Source organism: Collinsella sp. LCP19S3_H3 (assembly GCF_052119145.1).
Taxonomy (GTDB): Bacteria; Actinomycetota; Coriobacteriia; order Coriobacteriales; family Coriobacteriaceae; genus Collinsella.
The window spans coordinates 92,082-111,315 of the sequence record NZ_JBQKFW010000007.1 but is presented as its reverse complement, the minus strand read 5'-3'; the positions used below and the strand labels follow the sequence as shown (position 1 = coordinate 111,315).

General features: G+C 59.3%; 14 protein-coding genes, 1 tRNA gene and 1 rRNA gene. 10 read left to right on the top strand and 6 right to left on the bottom strand.

All coding sequences use genetic code 11. The annotated features are described in order from the left end of the window. From rrf to tsaD, 7 genes are all read left to right on the top strand, one after another. Positions 1-91 (top strand): 5S ribosomal RNA (gene rrf, locus ACTQZF_RS05460); the annotation flags it as partial. 175 nt (positions 92-266) lie between these two features. After that, positions 267-806 carry a holo-ACP synthase gene (gene acpS / locus ACTQZF_RS05455; protein WP_427728961.1) on the top strand — a complete coding sequence of 180 codons (540 nt, stop codon included), beginning with the start codon at positions 267-269 and terminating at the stop codon, positions 804-806. Next, positions 807-2,423 (top strand): NAD(P)H-hydrate dehydratase, encoded by a 1,617-nt coding sequence (locus ACTQZF_RS05450; protein ID WP_441554737.1) that lies wholly within the window; start codon positions 807-809, stop codon positions 2,421-2,423. Positions 2,424-2,425: 2 nt separating this feature from the next. Further along, a complete protein-coding gene (alr, locus tag ACTQZF_RS05445; protein ID WP_154515162.1) occupies positions 2,426-3,571 on the top strand; it encodes an alanine racemase in 1,146 nt (381 codons plus the stop codon). Positions 3,572-3,579: 8 nt separating this feature from the next. Next, positions 3,580-4,200 (top strand): uracil-DNA glycosylase, encoded by a 621-nt coding sequence (locus ACTQZF_RS05440; RefSeq protein WP_427794390.1) that lies wholly within the window; start codon positions 3,580-3,582, stop codon positions 4,198-4,200. A 12-nt stretch (positions 4,201-4,212) separates the two neighbouring features. Continuing rightward, complete coding sequence (gene tsaE / locus ACTQZF_RS05435) at positions 4,213-4,719, top strand: tRNA (adenosine(37)-N6)-threonylcarbamoyltransferase complex ATPase subunit type 1 TsaE (protein ID WP_154515158.1); 507 nt, start codon at positions 4,213-4,215, stop codon at positions 4,717-4,719. Then, positions 4,706-7,090 carry a tRNA (adenosine(37)-N6)-threonylcarbamoyltransferase complex transferase subunit TsaD gene (gene tsaD, locus ACTQZF_RS05430; protein WP_427728954.1) on the top strand — a complete coding sequence of 795 codons (2,385 nt, stop codon included), beginning with the start codon at positions 4,706-4,708 and terminating at the stop codon, positions 7,088-7,090. The genes tsaE and tsaD overlap by 14 nt, the downstream gene beginning before the upstream one ends. 249 nt (positions 7,091-7,339) lie before the next feature. Here the strand turns inward: tsaD and ACTQZF_RS05425 are convergent, their stop codons facing one another. Next, entirely contained in the window at positions 7,340-7,654 is a 315-nt protein-coding gene (locus tag ACTQZF_RS05425) for a type II toxin-antitoxin system RelE/ParE family toxin (RefSeq protein ID WP_441064486.1), read from the bottom strand. Beyond that, a complete protein-coding gene (locus ACTQZF_RS05420; protein ID WP_370450553.1) occupies positions 7,638-7,913 on the bottom strand; it encodes a type II toxin-antitoxin system prevent-host-death family antitoxin in 276 nt (91 codons plus the stop codon). The genes ACTQZF_RS05425 and ACTQZF_RS05420 overlap by 17 nt, the downstream gene beginning before the upstream one ends. A 594-nt stretch (positions 7,914-8,507) precedes the next feature. Here ACTQZF_RS05420 and ACTQZF_RS05415 point away from each other — a divergent pair. Together ACTQZF_RS05415 and ACTQZF_RS05410 are read left to right on the top strand one after the other, a co-directional pair. Further along, on the top strand, positions 8,508-10,397 hold the full coding sequence (locus tag ACTQZF_RS05415; RefSeq protein ID WP_441554736.1) for a carbon starvation CstA family protein: 1,890 nt from the start codon (positions 8,508-8,510) through the stop codon (positions 10,395-10,397). Between the two features lie 182 nt (positions 10,398-10,579). Then, positions 10,580-12,766, top strand: a complete 2,187-nt coding sequence (locus ACTQZF_RS05410; protein ID WP_441554735.1) for a hypothetical protein — start codon at positions 10,580-10,582, stop codon at positions 12,764-12,766. A 707-nt stretch (positions 12,767-13,473) separates the two neighbouring features. Here ACTQZF_RS05410 and ACTQZF_RS05405 read toward each other — a convergent pair. The 4 genes from ACTQZF_RS05405 to ACTQZF_RS05390 all read right to left on the bottom strand — a co-directional run bounded on the left by ACTQZF_RS05405 (position 13,474) and on the right by ACTQZF_RS05390 (position 18,226). Continuing rightward, a tRNA-Gln gene (locus ACTQZF_RS05405) sits at positions 13,474-13,548 on the bottom strand. Positions 13,549-13,586: 38 nt separating this feature from the next. Further along, on the bottom strand, positions 13,587-14,492 hold the full coding sequence (locus ACTQZF_RS05400; RefSeq protein ID WP_441038911.1) for a peptidoglycan-binding domain-containing protein: 906 nt from the start codon (positions 14,490-14,492) through the stop codon (positions 13,587-13,589). A 138-nt stretch (positions 14,493-14,630) separates the two neighbouring features. Continuing rightward, the gene (locus ACTQZF_RS05395) at positions 14,631-15,644 is read right to left on the bottom strand and encodes a polyprenyl synthetase family protein (protein WP_441554734.1); all 1,014 of its coding nucleotides are present in this window, start codon (positions 15,642-15,644) and stop codon (positions 14,631-14,633) included. Positions 15,645-15,772: 128 nt separating this feature from the next. Beyond that, entirely contained in the window at positions 15,773-18,226 is a 2,454-nt protein-coding gene (locus ACTQZF_RS05390) for a PTS transporter subunit EIIC (protein WP_441554733.1), read from the bottom strand. 228 nt (positions 18,227-18,454) lie between these two features. Here ACTQZF_RS05390 and ACTQZF_RS05385 point away from each other — a divergent pair, with 228 nt between their 5' ends. Beyond that, positions 18,455-19,174: a GntR family transcriptional regulator gene (locus ACTQZF_RS05385; RefSeq protein WP_441042438.1), complete on the top strand. Its 720-nt coding sequence runs from the start codon at positions 18,455-18,457 to the stop codon at positions 19,172-19,174. The last annotated feature ends 60 nt before the right edge of the window (positions 19,175-19,234 follow it).

Genomic DNA, 19,234 nt, shown 5'->3' with positions numbered 1-19,234 from the left:
CGCCCGGTCCCGTTCCGAACCCGGAAGCTAAGCCCCATCGCGCCGAGAGTACTGCGGGGCCAGCCCGTGGGAGGCCAGGGCGCCGCTGACCGGTGGACGGCACCGAGCCGTGCGCTTGGACTGAGAAGGGGGAGGCCTCGCGGCCTCCCCCTTTTTCGTTTCTTAGGCAATTTGTCTCACATAGTAGCTGTGTTTTATAACCCTCGTTTGTCGCATCTTCTTTGAACGGGCTACAATATCGTAGTCTGTGTAGCATGGAGGTGAACATGGCTGAAGCTGGTATCGGCGTTGATATCGTCGAGATTTCCCGAATGAAATCAATCCTTGAGAAGACGCCCTCGTTTGCCCGGCGCGTGTTTACCGATGAAGAGCGTGCGTATTGCGATGCGTCGTCTCGCCCTGCCGCTCATTATGCCAGCCGCTTTGCCTCTCGCGAAGCGGTACTTAAGGCACTTGGAACGGGGTTTAGTCAGGGCGTTGGACGTAAGGACGTTTCCGTAACACGCGATAGGCTCGGCAAGCCAAAGGCTCTGCTTTCTGGTCGCGCTCTCGAAATCGCCCAGGATTTGGGTGTTGTCGAGGTTGCTCTTTCTATTACCCTTACGGGTGACTTGGCTGTCGCTAATGCCATCGCGATCACCGAGGATGCTCGACCTAAGCCTAAGGAAGAAAAAATGAGCACCAAGGAGCGCGTTGCCCAGACATTTAAAGAGGCTCGTTCTGTATTGGATGAGCTTGAACAGCTGCAACAATCTGCTTTGTCGGAGCATTTGATCGATGATCCGCAAGATACGCAAGGAGCATAGATGAAACCGGTTTTGAGTACCGAGGAAGTCGTTCGCCTCGAGGATATCATCGAGCGCGAGGGCACCTCGAAGGCCGAGCTCATGGAGTTGGCAGGTGAATTTGCCGCCAACGAGATTTTAAAGCTCAACCCTGATCGCGTTCTTGTGCTGGTCGGCTTTGGCAATAACGGCGGTGATGGTTGGGTCGCTGCGGATATCCTGACCCATAAGGGCGTTGATGTTGATATCGTTTCTCCAGTTGAGCCGGATGAGATTCCTGCTGCCCTTGCTCGTCACGTTGCCCGTCGCACCGCCGGTCGCGACGTTCATGTGTGCGTTGGGCCTTCGCGAGACGAGCTAGAGGTTCTCATTAACAAAGCGGATGTCGTGGTCGATGCTATTTTTGGTACCGGTTTTCACGGCAACCTTCGTGCGCCGTTTTCTATTTGGATTCCTACGGTTAACGAGTGCGCCGATCACGTTGTTTCTATCGATGTTCCCTCGGGCCTGAATGCCGAGACGGGCGTTGTGGATGATGACTGCATCCGTGCCGAGCGTACCGTGACGATGATTGCCCCTAAGATCGGCCTCTACAGCGCTGACGGTCCGGAGTATGCAGGCGACCTGGTGTGTGGCGGTCTGTACGACCGCCTCGACGAAGTCATCGATGATGTCGATCATGCTGCCGAGATCGTTGAGCCCGGTGATCTGGTGGACTACTTTGCCCCGCTGCCCACGAATATCGATAAGTATTCGCGCGGCTCTGCGCTCATCGTTGCCGGGTCGGCACAATATCCTGGTGCCGCCATCATGGCCGCAAAGTCTGCCGCTCGTGCTGGTGCCGGTTATGTGGCCGTTGCGACGCCCGATGCGTGCGCCAACCTTATTCGTATGGCGCTCCCGTCGATTCCCGTTTTCGCCATTCCGTCTGATTCCCGTGGATCTTTTGGTGCCGCTGCGCGTATGACAGTGTGCGAGATTGCTAAGAAGTACAGCTGCGTTGTGTGCGGGCCTGGCATGACGACGTCTGCCGGATCGATGCAAGTCGTTTCGGGCCTGCTTGAGCTCGATGTGCCGCTTATCCTAGATGCAGATGCGCTCAACTGCCTTGCCAAGATTGCAATCGACGGCATCGACAGTAATCCCGAGATGTACCGTCGCGAGCAGCCGCTCGTTATGACGCCGCATTATCGCGAGCTTTCGCGTCTCGTTGCCGGCGACGAGGTCAATGATCTTGGCACTGCGATTGCCGCTGCTCAAAAGATTGTCTGGGCTGCCGGTTCCGATAATCTCGTTGTTATCGCTAAGGGCCCGACGACGGCCATTTGCGGCGTCGAGCGCGTGCTGCTGCCGCTTTCGGGCCCAGCGTCGTTGGCGACCGCTGGCTCGGGTGATGTCCTCGCAGGTATCCTTGCAGGAACGCTTGCGACCATGCGTGACGATATGGACCGTTGGGAGCTGCTGTACTCGTATGCCGTCGCACTCCACAGCTATGCCGGCTTTGCTGCGGCGACGGAGTATGGCGAGAAGAGCGTTATCGCGACCGATCTTATCGACTTGATCGGTCCCGCCATGGAATTGGCGGCAAAGGATGCGCTCGATGATCTGGGAATCATGGACGAAGGGTCGGATGACTAATCATGAATAAAGCCGATTTGACGCGTTGGTCCTGGGTCGAGATCGACCGCGGGGCGCTCCGCCGCAATACGAGGGCCTATAAGAACTTGCTAGATCCGCGTCAGCGCCTGTGCTGCGTGGTTAAAGCCGATGCTTATGGTCATGGAGCCGTCGAGTGCGCCAAGATCATGTATTCGGCCGGTGCCGACATGTTTGCCGTGGCGACGGTCAGCGAGGGTATTGAGTTGCGCCAGGGCGGAATCACCAAACCCATCCTGATTCTAAGCGAGCCTCCCATCGAGGCTATTCCTTCATTGCTCGAGTTCGATATCATGCCCTCGGTCTATACGTCCGATTTTGCTCTTGCGTATGGCGAATGTGCCGTCGCGGCGGGCAAGGTGGGCAAGTATCATCTTGCCATCGAGACGGGTATGAACCGCATCGGCGTTCACTACACGCAGGTGCTCGACTTTGTCCGCGGTATTAATTTCCATCGCGGTATTCAGTGCGACGGCGTATTTACGCACTTTGCCACGGCCGACGAACCATCGGGTTGGGACTACAAGCTGCAGTGCCAGCGCTTTACCGAGGCCGTTCAGGCCATTAAGGATGCGGGTTTTGAGTGCGGTATCGTGCACTGTGCCAACACGCCGTCCTCGATGCTCGACCCCTCGATGCATTTTGATATGATTCGCGCTGGCGTTGGCTTGTATGGCATGCAGCCGTGCGAGCTGAGCGGCCGCGTGATGCAGCTTGATCCCGTTATGAGCGTTCATGCGCGCGTGACGCGCGTGGCGCATCCTGCGATGGGCGAGGGCGTAGGCTACGGTTTTACCTACCGCGTACCGCGCACACGCGTTCAGATCTGCACGCTGCCGATCGGATATGCCGACGGCCTTTCGCGCACGCTTTCCAATCGTATGGACGTGCTGTATCGCGGTGAGCGCGTGCGTCAGGTCGGAAATATCTGCATGGATCAGTTTATGGTTGCCATTCAGTCCAACCCGGCTCACGAGATTCCCGAGGCCGAACATGGCGACGAGATGATAATTATCGGTCGCGATGGCGATGCCGAGATTACCATGGATGAGATGGCGCGCCTGCGCGGCACGATTAACTACGAGGTCGCCTGCGGCTTTGGCATGCGTCTCGACAAGGTCTACGTGTAGGAGCCGCTATGGGCGTTATGCACATCCCCGGCCATAGCCATCAGGCGCCGCGCGAAGTTGCACTCGAGGAGATCGAGGCCGTCCTGGGTGATTGCCACCTTTGCCAGCTTTACCAGTCGCGCCACAATATCGTGTTTGGGGTGGGAAACCCCCGCGCTCGCGTGATGTTTATTGGTGAAGCGCCGGGCCGTAACGAGGATTTACAGGGCGAGCCCTTTGTGGGGGCGGCGGGTGAAGACCTCAACGGCATTCTGTCCCTGGCGGGCCTTAAGCGTGAAGATGTCTATATCGCCAATGTGCTTAAATGTCGCCCGCCGGGAAACCGCAATCCGCGTCCCGAGGAAGTGCTTGCTTGCTCACCGTTTTTGCGCGAGCAGATTCGAAGCATCTGGCCCGATATCATCGTGACGCTCGGCAATCCCGCAACGCACTTTGTGCTCAAGACCGAGATTGGCATTACCAAGCTGCGCGGCAGGTTCCATCAGATGGGGCACTTTGTGGTGATGCCGACGTTTCATCCCGCGGCGGCGCTGCGCAATCCGGCGTGGCAGGAGTTGCTGGAGGAAGACTTTAAGATGCTGGGCGACTATCTGGTGCGACACCCCGCGCCAGAGGGCGCCTCGGAATAATAAGGAGCGTATATGTCCCTGGAGCGCCTGGGGCTAGGTACCTACAAAACGGCTCGTACTGCCGATACGGAGCAATTTGGCGAGTTGGTTGCACCGTGTCTAGAAAATGGCGATGTGCTGATACTGACCGGCGGCTTGGGCGTGGGAAAGACCCACTTTACCAAGGGCGTCTCGCGCGGCTTGGGCGATGAGCATATGGTCACGAGTCCTACGTTCGCGCTCATGGCCGTTCACGACCAGGGGCGTATTCCGCTGTTCCATTTTGATCTGTACCGCTTGGAGCATGCCTACGAGCTCGAGGATACGGGCATTTTTGACGTGCTCGGCTATGAGGGCGCTTGCCTGTTGGAATGGGGCGAGCAGTTTCAGGACGAGCTGACGGATGAGTATCTCTCGGTGACGCTTAGGCGCGATGAGGACGATAGCGACGTGCGAACGATCGCGCTCGAGGCGCACGGCGAGCGCGCGACGGAGCTTTTCGATTTGATTGATAAGGCTGTACAAGATGAGCTTGCATAACGACAACGCGCTGGTAGTGGCGCTCGATACTTCGACCGACATGCTTGCCTGCGCGGCAAGCTGGATTGATGAGCAGACGGGCGAGGCGAAGCTGGTGAGCGGGGACCATCTGTGTCGTCGCCATGCCAACGTGGAACTTGTGAATACCGTCGATGACGTGTTGGCGCAGGCCGGGCTGAATCGCGGCGATGTCGGCTGTTATGTGGTTGGACGCGGCCCGGGTTCGTTTACGGGCGTTCGCATTGGCATCTCGACCGCTAAGGGTCTGGCGCGCGGTGCCAACGTGCCGTTGCTGGGCGTGTCGACACTTGACGCTTGCGCCTGGACGGCGTGGAAGGCTGGCGTGCGCGGCAAGCTTGGTGTTCTTGCCGACGCCATGCGTGGCGAGGTGTATCCGGCTCTGTACGTGCTGGGGGACGAAGGTCCCGAGCGTCTGTTTGAGCGCGAACACGTGGTCAAAGCCGCCGTGGCGCTTGATGAGTGGCGCCAGGCCGCGGACTGGAGCCAGGTTAAGCTGACTGGTGACGGTCTCGTACGTTATGGCAAGCTGCTGAGTGAGGACGAGACTGCGCGCTGCGTGGAGCGAGACCTGTGGTGGCCCTCGGGCGAGGGCCTTCTGATGGCGCACGCCGCGGGCGACGGTAATCCGGCTCGCGTTTTGCCGATCTACACGCGTCTTTCGGATGCCGAGGAAAATGAGCGTAAGCGCCTTGGGCTTGCCGAGAGCGCCCAGAGCGAGATTACGGGTGTTGCCGACGAGCTCGCCGGTCGCCATCTGCAGTTCCGTCCCATGGGCGCGGCGGATGCCGAGGGCGCGAGCGCATTGGAGGCCGCCTGCTTTGAAGGCGCCGGACACGAGGCATGGACGCCGGGCATGTTCCTGTCCGAGCTGGGCGAGGGCGTTGCCGCACCGCGTAGCTGGTGGGTGGCGCACGACGACGGTCAGCTGCTGGGGCTTGCCGGCGGCATGGTCGTCGACGGTGACGTTCAGATTATGGACGTCGCAGTTGATCCTGCTCATCGTCGCGAGGGCATTGCCCGCAAGCTGCTGTCGCACGTGAGCTATGACGCCCAGATGCTCGGCTGCACCACTGCTTCGCTTGAGGTTGAGGACGGCAACGAGGGTGCGATTGCGCTCTATAGCGCCTTGGGCTTTACCGAGGCGGGTCGTCGCCGTGGCTACTACGGCGTCGGCAAGGATGCCATCGTCATGACGGCGTCGCTGCCCCTGGTGCTTCCTCTCGACAATGCCTCGCCCGAGCCAACGGCTGCCGAGCAGCGCGTCTGGCCGCTGCCTGAGCCCGAGCGCACCGCCGAGGAGCGTGCCGAAATCGAGCGCCGTCGCCTAGTTCTTGCCATCGAGAGCTCTTGCGACGAGACGGCTGTTGCGATTATCGATGCGGACGGCAATATGCTGGCCAACCAGGTGTCGACGCAGATTGATTTTCATGCTCGCTTTGGCGGCGTGGTGCCCGAGATCGCCTCGCGCAAGCATGTCGAGGTGATTGTGAGTGTCGTAGATGCGGCGCTTGAAGATGCCGCGGTATCGCTTGGCCTTGAGGGTGGAGCGATTGCGCCAAGTGAGCTTGCCGCCGTGGGTGTGACGCAAGGCCCGGGCCTGGTGGGTGCCCTGGTGGTGGGCGTCGCCTTTGCCAAGGGCTTTGCGTATGCTGCCGGTAAACCGCTCGTGTGCGTCAATCATCTGGAGGGTCACCTGTTCGCCAACCTGCTGGCGCAGCCCGACCTTAAGCCGCCGTTTATCTTTACGCTTGTCTCGGGTGGGCACACCATGCTCGTGCACGTAAAGGCATGGGGCGACTACGAGGTACTTGGCGAGACGCTGGACGACGCCGTGGGCGAAGCCTTCGACAAGGTTGCCAAGGCGCTGGGCCTGGGCTATCCCGGCGGCCCCATCATCTCCAAGCTCGCCGAGACGGGCAATCCCCGCGCGATCGATTTTCCCCGTGCGCTTAACAGCAGGGGAGACTACCGCTTCTCGCTTTCGGGCCTCAAGACGGCGGTGACGTTATACATCGAGCAGGAGACCAAAGCCGGCCGAACGATCCACCTGCCCGACCTGGCGGCTTCGTTTGAGGCGGCGGTCTTTGACGTGCAGTACAAGAAGGCCAAGAACGCCCTGCACGCCACCGGGTGCAAGGAGTATTGCATCGGCGGCGGCGTCTCGGCCAACCCGCATCTGCGCGAGATGATGATTAAGAAACTCGGGCGTCAGGGGATTCGCGTAACGGTGCCGCCTCTCTCGGCCTGTACTGACAACGCCGCCATGATTGCGGAGGTCGCTCGCCGCAAATTCGACCGAGGTGAAATCTCGCCGTTCGACGTCGACGCCGATCCAAACATGACGCTGTAGTCGTATGGGCGCGGTTCCCGACCGGAGGGGCCGGATATAAGGTTTCCTGCTCTACAGTCCTGCGCAAGACGAAGGCCACATTAAGTGGCCTTCTTTGCGTGCGGAACTCGCGATAAACCTTATATCCGGCCCCTCCGGTCGGGAACCTTTCTGTATCGATGCAGCTACTGAGCTGGTTCGGCGTCGACAACGTCCGGCAAGGTTAGCCAGCCTGCGTCGAATTTACGGCGTGCTTTAGCTGAGAGAAACCTACCTGATAATCGACTCAATATCTCGGCTTTTATATAGCAGTCGGCGGACTTCCATGACGTCGTCGATGACGACATAAAAAACCATGTAGTTGCCAACGTAGAAACGGTAATACGGGTGCGACCGTCTTCTTGTCGAAGGGTATGTTGGTGACATGGTTGGATTCTTGAGATGCTCGAGTATGCCTGCTTCAACATTGTCGACAAGCCTATTTGCTGCAGCGGGGTTATTGAGATCAAAGGCGATATATGACGCTGCTTGGCTGAGGTCCTCCCAAAATAGGGGAAGATAGCGGAGCTTATAGTGCCTGTTCATCGAGACCGCCGTCGAGCATTTTTCTGACAGAGCCAAAGACATCGTCGTGTGTATAGCGAAGTTGCATGCTGGCGGCCTGACGATCAGCGGCATCAAGTGCGCTCTCGATTGTATTGCACAGTGACTTGTACTGCTCAAAGCTCATGACGACCATAGAGCCCCGCCCGTTTTTAGTTAGAAAAACCGGACCCTCCTGTTCGACTTCGCGTTCAACATCCGGGTAGTGATTTCTAAGATCTGAGACTGGCCTAATATTCACAGCTACCTCCTGAGCTATCAGAATATTATCGTAATTATGATAACAGAGTTGAGATTTGGGATGGGAACTCCTCGGGGGCGGGGCGGGCGCCTGCCGCCATATATGAACTTTATCGCGAGTTCCGCACGAACAGGAGGCCACTTAATGTGGCCTCCGTCGTGAGCAGGACTGCCCGAGCAGGAAAGTTCATATATGGCGGCAGGCGCCCGCCCCGCCCCCGAGGAGCATCTCTCAAGCAAAAACTGTCGTGGGGTAAAGTCCGAGGTCAGTGACGTTTTATACCGAGAAATTCAAATAAAGTTGAAAATCCATTACATATTTGCGTTGACTTTAGGCAACTAAAGTTTCATACTCCTTTTCATCCACTGGGGGATGTGAACACGCACGGATTGTTCGCATCATGATTGAAGAGGATTTCTTAGACATGTTCACGCATCAGCTAAACATTATCAGCGTAGTAATTATCTGATGCGGGTTAGCACATACAGCTAGCCCGTACGATAACGGGCGGCTGATGAAGATGAGGGCCGTCGAGCGCAACCGACGGCCCTCATTTTTTATGTCTAGGAAGTTCTTTTTAGAGGAGGAAATGTAATGAACGGAGTTTTGCTCATGGTTGTGGCCGCGGCGGTGCTCGCCTGCGGCTATCTGGGCTACGGCCGCTGGCTGGCTAACAAGTGGGGCGTTGATAAAGAGGCCCTCACGCCTGCCAAGCGCATGAAGGACGGCAAGAGCTTCTCGCCCGTCTCAGCCTTCACCGCGTTCTCGCATCAGTTCAGCTCGATCTGCGGTGCTGGCCCTGTTACGGGTACGATCGTCGCCATGGCCTTCGGCTGGCTGCCCGTCGTGCTCTGGGTCCTCGTCGGCGGCATCTTCTTTGGCGCCGTTCACGACTTTGGCGCCCTGTACGCTTCGATGAAGAACAACGGCAAGTCCTTGGCTCAGCTCATCGAGAAGTACATCGGCAAGACCGGCCGTCGCCTGTTCCTGCTGTTCTGCTGGCTGTTCTGCATCATCGTCATCGCCGCTTTTACCGACATGGTCTGCAAGACGTTCATGTTCACCCCGGTCGTTGACGCCTCTGGCGCTGCCACCGGTGCCATCGACTTCACCAAGTCCTATGCCGCTGGCTGCGCTGGCACCATCTCCATCCTGTTCACCTTCGTCGCCATGGCCTTTGGTTGGGCTCAGAAGAAGTTCAACCTCACCGGCGCTGCCGAGTTCGTCACCGGCGTGGTGCTCATGGTCCTCATGTTCGCCGTCGGTATGCAGTTCCCGGTTTACCTGGACAAGTTCCAGTGGTTCGCCGTCGTCATGGTCTACCTGGTCTTTGCCGGTGCCATGCCCATCCAGATGCTCAAGACCCCTCGCGACTACCTCACTTCCATCATGATGATCGTCATGATTGTCTGTGCTGTCCTCGGCATCGTCGTCCTGGGCGTTAACGGCCAGGCCACCATCACCGCTCCGGTTTTCACCGGCTTTAGCAATACCTCGGGCATGATGTTCCCGGTCCTGTTTGTCTCCGTTGCCTGCGGCGCTCTCTCCGGTTTCCACAGCCTCGTTTCTTCGGGCACCTCTTCCAAGCAGGTCGAGAAGGAGCAGGACGCCGTCACGGTCGGTTATGGCGCCATGATCGTCGAGTCCTTCGTCGGCATCCTCGCCATCATCGTCGCCGGCATCATGTTCTCCGACATGAACACTGCCGGTACCGGCGCCCTCAACGCCGGCGTCGCTTCCACCCCGTTCCAGATCTTCGCTGCTGGCATTTCTCGCGGTATGCAGGCCTTCGGCGTTGACGGCACGCTCGCTACCGTCTTTATGACCATGAACGTCTCCGCTCTGGCCCTGACCTCGCTCGACGCCGTCGCCCGCATCGCCCGCACCTCGTTCTCCGAGTTCTTTGCCCAGACCAACGACGCCCTGGCCATCGAGTCCAAGGCCGGTTACATGAAGGTCCTCGGCAACCCCTGGTTCGCCACGGTTGTCACCCTCCTCCCCGGCCTCGCCCTCGCCTTTGGCGGCTATGCCAACATCTGGCCGCTTTTTGGTGCTTCCAACCAGCTGCTCGGCGGCATGACCATGATCACCCTTGCCGTGTTCTGCAAGTGCACCGGTCGCAAGGGCTGGATGCTCTACGTGCCCGTCGCCTTCCTGCTCTGCTGCACCTTTACCTCGCTGGTCCAGAGCGCCATGGGCTGCATGACCGCCGTCCAGGCCTACGGCTTCTTCGGTACCATCCCGGCTACCGCCACCACGGCCGCCGTCTCCGTCGCCGCCACCAAGGGCCTGCAGCTCGTCTTTGCCGTCCTGCTGATGGTCCTGGGCCTCATCGTTGCCGTCAACTGCCTCAAGGAGTTCTTCGGCAAGGAGGCCGGTTCCATGCCCGACGAGGAGCCCGAGTGGTCCGAGATGGGCAAGGCCGAGTATGGTCGCGCTGCTGCTGCCGAGGCTCCCGCAGGCGCCGAGGCCGCCAAGGCCTAATCGACCTAAGGGATTGAACGTCACATCTATAAGACTCGGAAAGGCCGGGTCCGCAACTGCGCGGACTCGGCCTTTTTCCATGCAAAAGCTAGTGTGCCCGGGTGTTCTCGCAGATGTTTTGCGTGGATAGGGGCGTGCGTTGTACCATATAGACGTATATGTGTACATATGAAAGGGGCCCCGTGGCCAAGACGGTATATTCCGATAACCAAAACAACGTCGATGCCCTGGCTGAGCGTCTGAGCAGCCAGACGTCGCTTTCTGCCGAGCGTGCCAAGCTGGTTGCCTACGACCTGCTCTGCCGCAAGGCGCTCAAGATCAAGTCGAGCGCGCTGGCACAGATTTTCCGTTCCGTCGATAAGGAATGTGACACCAAGGCGATGCGCGATGAACTTATCGCGGCAAAGATCGTTACCAAGATCGAGGGCAGCGGCATTAACGGGCGCCCAGCGTTCTATACCATTAATGCCGAGATTCGCGATGTCCAGGAGCAGCCTGCCGAGGCTGCCGAAGAGGCCGTCGAGGACGTTGTCGAGGCGCCTGCTGCGGTGGAAACGGCTCCGCGCGAGAACGTCGACACCGATGAGCTGCTTGACGAGAGCGTCGTTCGCGCCTTTACGGCCAAGGCGGGCCGCGGCGGTTTTGGCGGGGGCGGTAAACGCGATGCGCAGCGCCGTGCCCAGCAGGAGCGCTTCCGTCGCGCTGTGGCTCAAAAGGATGCGACGGATGTCGAGCCCGTCGAGGATGAGGCTGTTACCGAGTCGCAGTGCGCCGCTGAGGTCCAGGAGCCTAAGCGTCGCCGCGGTGCTCACTTTAAGGCCGAGCAGGGAGGCGTTGTGTGCGACGTTCAGGAGTCCGTCGAGGCTGCTGGTGCACCCGAGGAGCCCGTCAAGAAGGCTCCGGGTTCATGCCGTCCCGGACGCGGCTTTATGGGTCGTGCGTATCCCGCAAGGCGTCAAGAAAAGACCGACCAGGCTCCCGCTGCACCAGCGGAGAAGGCTGAGAAGGCTGCCGAGCCGATGGTCCGTGAGCAGAAGCCTGTTGAGCCGCGGCCTGCGGGCGATGTCGAGCCCCGAGGCCAGCAGTCTGCGGGCGAGAAAGCGGGCGAGAAAGCGGGCGAGAAAGCGGAGGAGAGCGCTTCGAGCAAGCCTCGCCGTCGTCGTCACCGTGGCGGCCGTGGCTCAAATACCGAATCCGTGGCCGAGCAGGCAGCGGGGCAAAACAAGGATGCGAAGGCTGAGATCCCGGCGGAGCAGCCCAAGCGCCAGCCAGTAAAGGGGGGCAAGCCTGAGCGTTCGCAAAAGGGCTCGTCCGCGCCAAAGCAAGAGCGCAATACTCGGACAGATTCCAAGTGCAAATCCCAGACGCAGCCCAAACCGACTGCAAACGATGCGACCGCCCAGCAGCCTGAGTCGACCGCTCATGGCGAGGTTTCGGCGTTTGCTCTGGCCCGTGTCCTGGGCAGGCAGCTGCTCAAGGTCGTTCCCACACCTGCTGCACTCTCCAATATTAAGGAGCAACAGACTCAAATCGTTAAGGTTGAGGGCAAGGACGGCAAAAAGGTTTCGCAGCGCACTCAGCACAACGAGATGTCCAACCGCAAGATTGCCGAGGAGATTGCGATCATCCAGGCTTGGATTGAGCAGAATCGCGGTGCCGACACGCCGGTCGCTTCGCGTCGCCAGCGCGCCTACCAGATTTTTAACGATGAGAAGGCCTTTGACGGCAAACACGGCGAGCGCCTGATTCGGCGTATGACCGAAAAGGGCATCAGCATGCAGGCGATTAAGGTCGCCCCCAACCGCCCCGTGCACTTTACGGGCTTCTTTACGCTGGGCGCCGACAAGCCGTTCATTATGGTCGAGAACCTGGACACCTATGACGAGATCGTCAAGCTCCTGCGCGGCCGCAAGCACGCTAAGCTTTTTGGCACCAAGGTGGGTGGCGTGATCTTTGGCGGTGGCTGCAAGGCGAGCGTCTCGCACGCACTGGATGATTATCTGGCCGAGATCGGCTATCGCTATAACTATGTCTACTACGTGGGCGACATCGATCGAGAGGGTGCGCGCATCGTCGAGCAGGCCCGCAATGCCAATGTGGTTGAGATTCGCTTGCATGCCGGCATGTATCGTGCCATGCTCGCCGAGCACAAGCGTCGCGTGAAAGCTGGCGGCGAGTGCGAGCCTGCGGCTGCCAATCAGGGTGTGCCGCAGAATTTGGCGGCGACGATCAAGGATCTGCCTATGGTCACGCGCGTGCAGTTCCGCAATGTGCTGCGCGAGGGAGGTCGCATTCCGCAGGAGATTCTGATGACCGCCGACTATCGGGATGGCGACTCGGGAAGCTTCGACCGCATGCTGAACAATTAGGGACGCGTGGCCCCGGCGGGCCGGGCATTAAGTTTGCTGCTCTACAGTCCTGCGCAAGAAGAAGGCCACATTAAGTGGCCTTCTTTGCGTGCGGAACTCGCGACAAACTTAATGCCCGGCCCGCCGGGGCCACGCGCCATTTTGTAGATGGCGGCTCGTTTTTCGGAACGGGGCTGATATTTCTTGATGTAAGGCGCTCTTGGTCCTTTCGGGCTTGGGGCGTCTGTCTTTTGAGGGTGGATGAGCCGGCACTTGGGGACGTTCCTTTAGTGCCGGCACTTTGGGAACGTCCCCAAGTGCCGGTTGAGATACGGAGAGCCCGTTGTTGATATGGGACGGAGGGATTCCGCGTCCGCCTTCCGGCGGCCGCGCCCCGCTGCGTCGCTCCGCTCCTTGCGTGCTGCGCTGGAAAACGCTTCGCGTTTCCTCAGCTCCGCACCCTTGCGGGTTCGAATCCCTCCGCATGCCCACAAGAAAGCGCCTCGGGCTGATGAAAGCCCGGGGCGCTCAGTTGCCTTGGCTGGGACGGAGGGATTCCGCATCCGCCTTCCGGCGGCCGCGCCCCGCTGCGTCGCTCCGCTCCTTGCGTGCTGCGCTGGAAAACGCTTCGCGTTTCCTCAGCTCCGCACCCTTGCGGGTTCGGATCCCTCCGCATGCCCACAAGAAAGCGCCCCGGGCTGATGAAAGCCCGGGGCGCTCAGTTACCTTGGCTGGGACGGAGGGATTCGAACCCCCAACAGCCGGCACCAAAAACCGGAGTTCTACCGTTGAACTACGTCCCAATGTGTGGTGCTGCCCAAAAGCAGCTCGTCTAGTTTACCTAATCTGCGAGGGCATCGCAAACGCCATCGAGCAGGCGTACGGCGAGTGTCTGGGCGTCGCTTGCGGTGAAGGTTCCGTTGTAGCGCGTCATGCCCGTGAGCTCAATGCGGATACGTGCAGGCTTTTGTTGCGCGGCGATATTGGCAGTGCGGATGCGCTGCGCCAGGTTGTGACATTCGGCAAGGGCAATCGTGGCGCGCGGCGCTGCATCTGCGGGCAGCCCATCGCTTGCGATCTCGAGTACCAGGTCCACATCGGTCGGAACCTCGGAATCGCAAAGCATCATGCCGCTGTTGTCGGTCGTCGCCGTGGCGATGTTCCACATGCGCGATGCAACGCTGCGTGCGATGGGGTCCTCACCGATGACGGCAATCTGGAAGCGCTCGAGCACGTTGGCGGCGCGGGCAAAGCCGATGCGCGACTCGGCCTCGGTAACCGAGGGTTTGCCCTCCCACACGTGATGCAGACGGTTGATATAGGCGTAGGTATCCTGGAATGCCATGCCGTCGGCAAACAGGCCGACATTTTCTTGGAATTGCTGCAAGGCCGCCTCGGTGTGCGGGCCAAAGTAGCCGTCGTCCTCACCGCAGGCAAAACCCAAAACGTTGAGTGCCCTCTGCAGGGCACGAACGTCGGCACCATGGAAATTGGGCATGCGCAGATAAAGCGTGCGGTCGCCCAGCTTATACGAGGCGTCTACCAGGGCGCTCCAACAGGGGATATCGACGGCGTAGCCAGCGGCAAGGCCGCTGTCGAGCCTAAAGGTGCCAACAGCCTGCTCGGTGGTGGTGCCAAAGCGCTTGTCGGCGACCTCGGCGTCATCGATTGTATAGCCGAGCTGCAGAAGGCGGGACTGGACGTCCTCGACGGCTGCTCCCTGCATGCCCGTTGTGATAGGTTCCATGAACGAACCCCTTTCGGCGTACCATTCGTACTATTTGAGCGTGTGTCGGATAGACAACGCAAAGGGTTGCATAAACATGCACTCAACAGTGTAGCAAGTTGTACCCAAATGCGCTGCTGACAGGTTTTATAACCCCCGCTAGTTAAGGCGCTCCACAAAGAAATCTGCCATGGAGTCGAACAGCTCGCGTGCATGCGGATCGAGCTCGACACCTTCGATAGCGGCCTTGGCCTTGGCAGTCAGGTTGAGTGCGTAAGTGTGGGCGAAATCGACAGAGCCGGTCTGCTGGAAGATCTCCACGGCGCGTGCGAGTTGCGCGGGGTCCTCGGTGCCCGAGGAAAGGATCGCCTCGACTTCGTCGTGATAACGCTCGTCTGACAGGGCATGCACGGCGACGAGCGTGCGCTTGCCCTCTGTGATATCGGTGCGGAAGTCCTTGTTGGCGGCCTCCTTGGTGCCAATAAGGTTGAGCAGATCATCTTGGATCTGAAAGGCAAGGCCCGTGTGCAGGCCAAAGGCACGCAGCGCCTCAATCTGGTCTTCGCTGCCGCCACCGATAATGGCTCCGGCGGCAAGTGGCGTGGCTCCGCTGTAGTACGCGGTCTTGTGCGTCGCCATGTCCAGATAATCGTCGACCGAGATGTCAAAGCGCCCATCGCGGACCCAGCCCAGGTCGAGCGCCTGACCCTCGATGGTGCGAACGATCATTTCGGTGAGCTCGTGGAGCACGCGGAGCTTCACGTCTGCCTCGAGCGTGGGGTCGTCGAGAACCGTCTTGGTAACCATGGTGAGCGCTAGGTCGCCGCAGTTGATGGCAAGTCCCGTACCCTCGGTAAGGTGCATACAGGGATTGCCGCGGCGCAGCTGGCCGTTGTCGGCGATGTCGTCATGGATAAGTGCTCCCGACTGAAAGTGCTCGATGGCCGCCGCCGCGCTTCGGGCGCTCTCAAAGCTGCCGCCTACTGCGGTGGCGGCGAGCATGCAGATGAGCGGGCGGTGGCGCTTGCCGGCATTGGCCGTAAATGCCGAGAGCGGGCCATACAGGTAGCGCTCGATATCGGCAGAGGTCGCCTGTCCGTCAAAGAACGTGGCCAGATAGTCGTTAATCTGGTCAAAATGCTGGGCTAAAAAGCTGGTAAACGGACTGGACACGGGTTCTCGCATTCTTTCTTAGGTTGCATCGTTGCGTTATGCAGACAACATATTGCCACATTAGGGCATCGAGCGCGGCGGTTGAAGACGATTGAGCCATGTTGTCGCAAATGCGGCAAGAGGCGCGGCTAGATAAGTCCAAAGTGCTCGAGCGCGGTGACGACGCCGTCGTGGTCGAAGCTGTCGGTGACGTAGTCGGCCTTTTCCTTGAGGAAGTCCGGCGCGTTGCCCATGGCGACGCCAACATCGACCGCCTCCATGAGGGCGATGTCGTTGCTTGCGTCGCCGATGCCGTACACAGTGCCGTGATCTGGCCCCAGGGCGTCAAGCACGGCCTTGATTCCGGCCCGTTTGGTGCACTCGCGAGGCGAGATTTCCGTGACCTCGAGTTCGAGCTCGTTGAGGCAGAGCAGAGGCCCAAGCTCTTCATCTTGGGCGATGCGGTTGGCGAGCGGTGTGGACATAAGAATTTTATAAGCGTTGTAGTGCTTGAGTTGCGTGACGGCGTCGCCCACGGTGCGCGCGTATCCGTACGTCTCGGGGGCATCTGCGCTCATGCGCACGACGCGATCGATGCCCTCAAAGCGAATGACCTCACCCGATTGTTCGAGATAGGGGGCGAGGCGCTGTAGCAGACCGGGGTTTATGGCCGCATTTCGTACGATGCGCCCCTCGAGTTCGGCGTAGCCGCCCGCGAGACATACGATGCCCGCCCACGGCAGCTCGAGCAGCTTGGGATGGATGCAGCTGAGGGTGCGCCCCGTGCAGATAAAGGCTTTGTTGCCGTTGGCGACAAACGTGCGAATTGCCTGTGCAACCGTTTCGTTGGGATAGGGGGAAAGGTCTCGCTCGCCCTCGGGGAGCTCTTGGGCAAGTTTGGGATCTTGCCAGGCAAGCGTACCGTCGATGTCGAAGAAGCAGATATTGCCATGCTTTTTGGCGTCATCGGCGGCATGAGAAAGCGGGGTGGCAAATGCAAAATCCGGTTCGAGTCCCATAATCTGATCAAAGTGCTCTTTGACGCGGGGGACCGAGACGCCGATGATTACCTGGGCGGTCTTGCCGGTGACGATGAGGCCTTTGGCGCCCGCTGCGACAAAGGTTGCGTTGTCCGCGACGATAGAAGGGTCCGCGACTTCGACGCGCAGCCGCGTGGCGCAGTTGGTTGCGCCCACAATGTTGGAGACGCCGCCCAGAAGCGTCACAACCTGCTCGGCGAGCAGACGATCTTGTGATGCCTGGCAGTCGGAAGCGCCGGCTTCGGATAAGCGCTTTTCGTCAACGTCGTTTCCCGTCAAGCGCGAGAGCGCCGTGTTGCTGGCAATGTAGTCCTCGCGTCCCGGGGTTTTAAGGTCAAAGGTCAGGATAAGACCTCGAAAGCTCAGAAAGAAGATGACGCTAAAGACGAGTCCGATTCCGAGTGCCAAAAGGTAGGAGCCGGCATGCGTCCGCATGAGCGGGATAAAGTTGAAGGCAGCCATCTCCATAAGGCCACCCGAGAAGATGCCGACGACGCCAAAGAAGTTCATGGCCATGGCAAGGCAGGAGGATAGGACGGCGTAGAGCAAAAAGAGTCCGGGATAGGTGAACATAAAGAGAAACTCGAGCGGCTCGGTGACGCCGCAGACCATCGAGGCGACGATGGCGGGCAGAAGGATGGTCTTGAGGCTGGCACGGCGTTCGGGCTTGGCCGTGGTGTAGAACGCTACGGCGATGGCGGGAAGACCAAAGAGCTTGACCCAACCGGTGGCGGTGAAACCAGCCCAGGGCGCTAGCTCGTTGAGGGGGCGCGTGCTGTGCGAGAGGATGGGAAGCAAGTTGGTCCACGTGGCGTAGATGCCATCGGTAATAACCAAATTGTCGTAGTAGATTGGCATGTAGAGCAGGTGATGCAGCCCCACGGGCTCGAGTGCTCGCTCTAAAAACACGAAGGCGCCCACGCCGAAGGGACCGACGCCCGTAAGTGCATGGCGCAGTGTTTCGGTCATTGCGTATACGATGGGCACGATGGCGGCCGAGATAGCGGCAAGGGCGAATACGGCAAAAAAGCTAATGAGGTAGACCAACGAGGAGCCCGAGAAAGTACCGAGCCAATCGGGAACCTTGGCATCGTAGAAGCGGTCATGGATGGCGACGACGGTGGCCGATACCGCCAGCGGGCCGATAATGCCGGTGTCGAGCGTCTTGATGCCGTCGATGACGGTGATGCCGCTGGCGGAGGTCAAAGACGACGGGTACTTAAGTCCAAGGTTGTCACCGCTCAGCTTAATGATCTCGCTCAAAAAGAAGCAATAGGCAAAATAGGCCACGAGTGCCTCGAAGCAGCAGCGCGCCGGTTGCTTTTGGGCAAGGCCGATGGGCAGCGCTACGGCAAAAAGCAGTGGGAGGCGTTTAAAGACCGTCCACGAGCCGCGCTGGATGATAGCCCAAAAAATATACCAAGGGGTTCCGTATACGGCGAGGTCGCCGACGATGTCCGCAGACGTTGCGAGGGCGGAGACGCCGACCATAAGGCCCGATATGGAAAACAGCATGGCGGGCGCGAACATTGCCCCGCCAAAGCGTTGGATTTTCTGCAGCATGTTCTGCCTCCCGAACATCGAGGTGCGTTGCAGGTGGTGAAACGTTTAAACAATGGATTCATTGTAGAGGACCAGACGATTGTCGTGTCGGCAGTTTTGAACGAGACCGATTTGGGCACGACAGAAGCCGCCAACGGTTACAATACTGTCGCTTTACCGATAATCGGTTTAAACAACCCCAAGAAATGCTATCGTGCCTAGCCAGCAAGAAGATGTAGAGGTGAAGCCATGCCAAAAGCGATTTACGAAGGAATCTACCGCGAGATCCGTTCGCGCATCATTAACGGGACCTATGCGTTTCAGGAGATGCTGCCAACCGAAGCCGAGCTGACCGCAGAGTTCGACTGCACGCGCAATACCGTCCGCCGCGCTTTGAGCATGCTGGCCGACGAGATGTTTGTTCAGCCCATACACGGCAAGGGCGTACGCGTTATTTGGCTCAAGGGCGAAACCGACATGCTGGGCGCGCTCGAGGAAGTCGAGTCGTTTGGCGAATTTGCAAAGCGCAACAATGCCGTTGCATCGACGGACGTTAAGTCCTTTGAACATCTGGTCTGCACCGAGCAGCTCTCTCGTCGCCTGGGCTTTAAGGTGGGCGAGGAGCTGATTCGCGTAGTGCGTGTCCGAAGCCTCAACGGCAGCGCGCGCCAAGTGGACCATGGCTACTTTTTGGAGTCGATCGCCAAGGGTCTGACCCCCGAGATCGCGGCAGAATCTATCTACGACTATCTGGAGCACAAGCGCGGCATCAAAGTGATGGCGAGTCGCCGTACGGTGAGTGTCGAGCTCGCCAACGATGAAGACTGCAGCTATCTTGACCTCGGCAAATACAACTGCGTTGCCGTCATGGAGAGTCAGTCGTACACATCGGATGGCATCTTGTTTGAGGTGACGCATGCTCGCACACACCCCGAGATCTTCCATTACCGCGTCAATTCCAAGCGATAGGTAACAGACGCATAAGCTTGCGTTTCGATATGAAGTGCCCCGCGCGGTCGATGGGATATC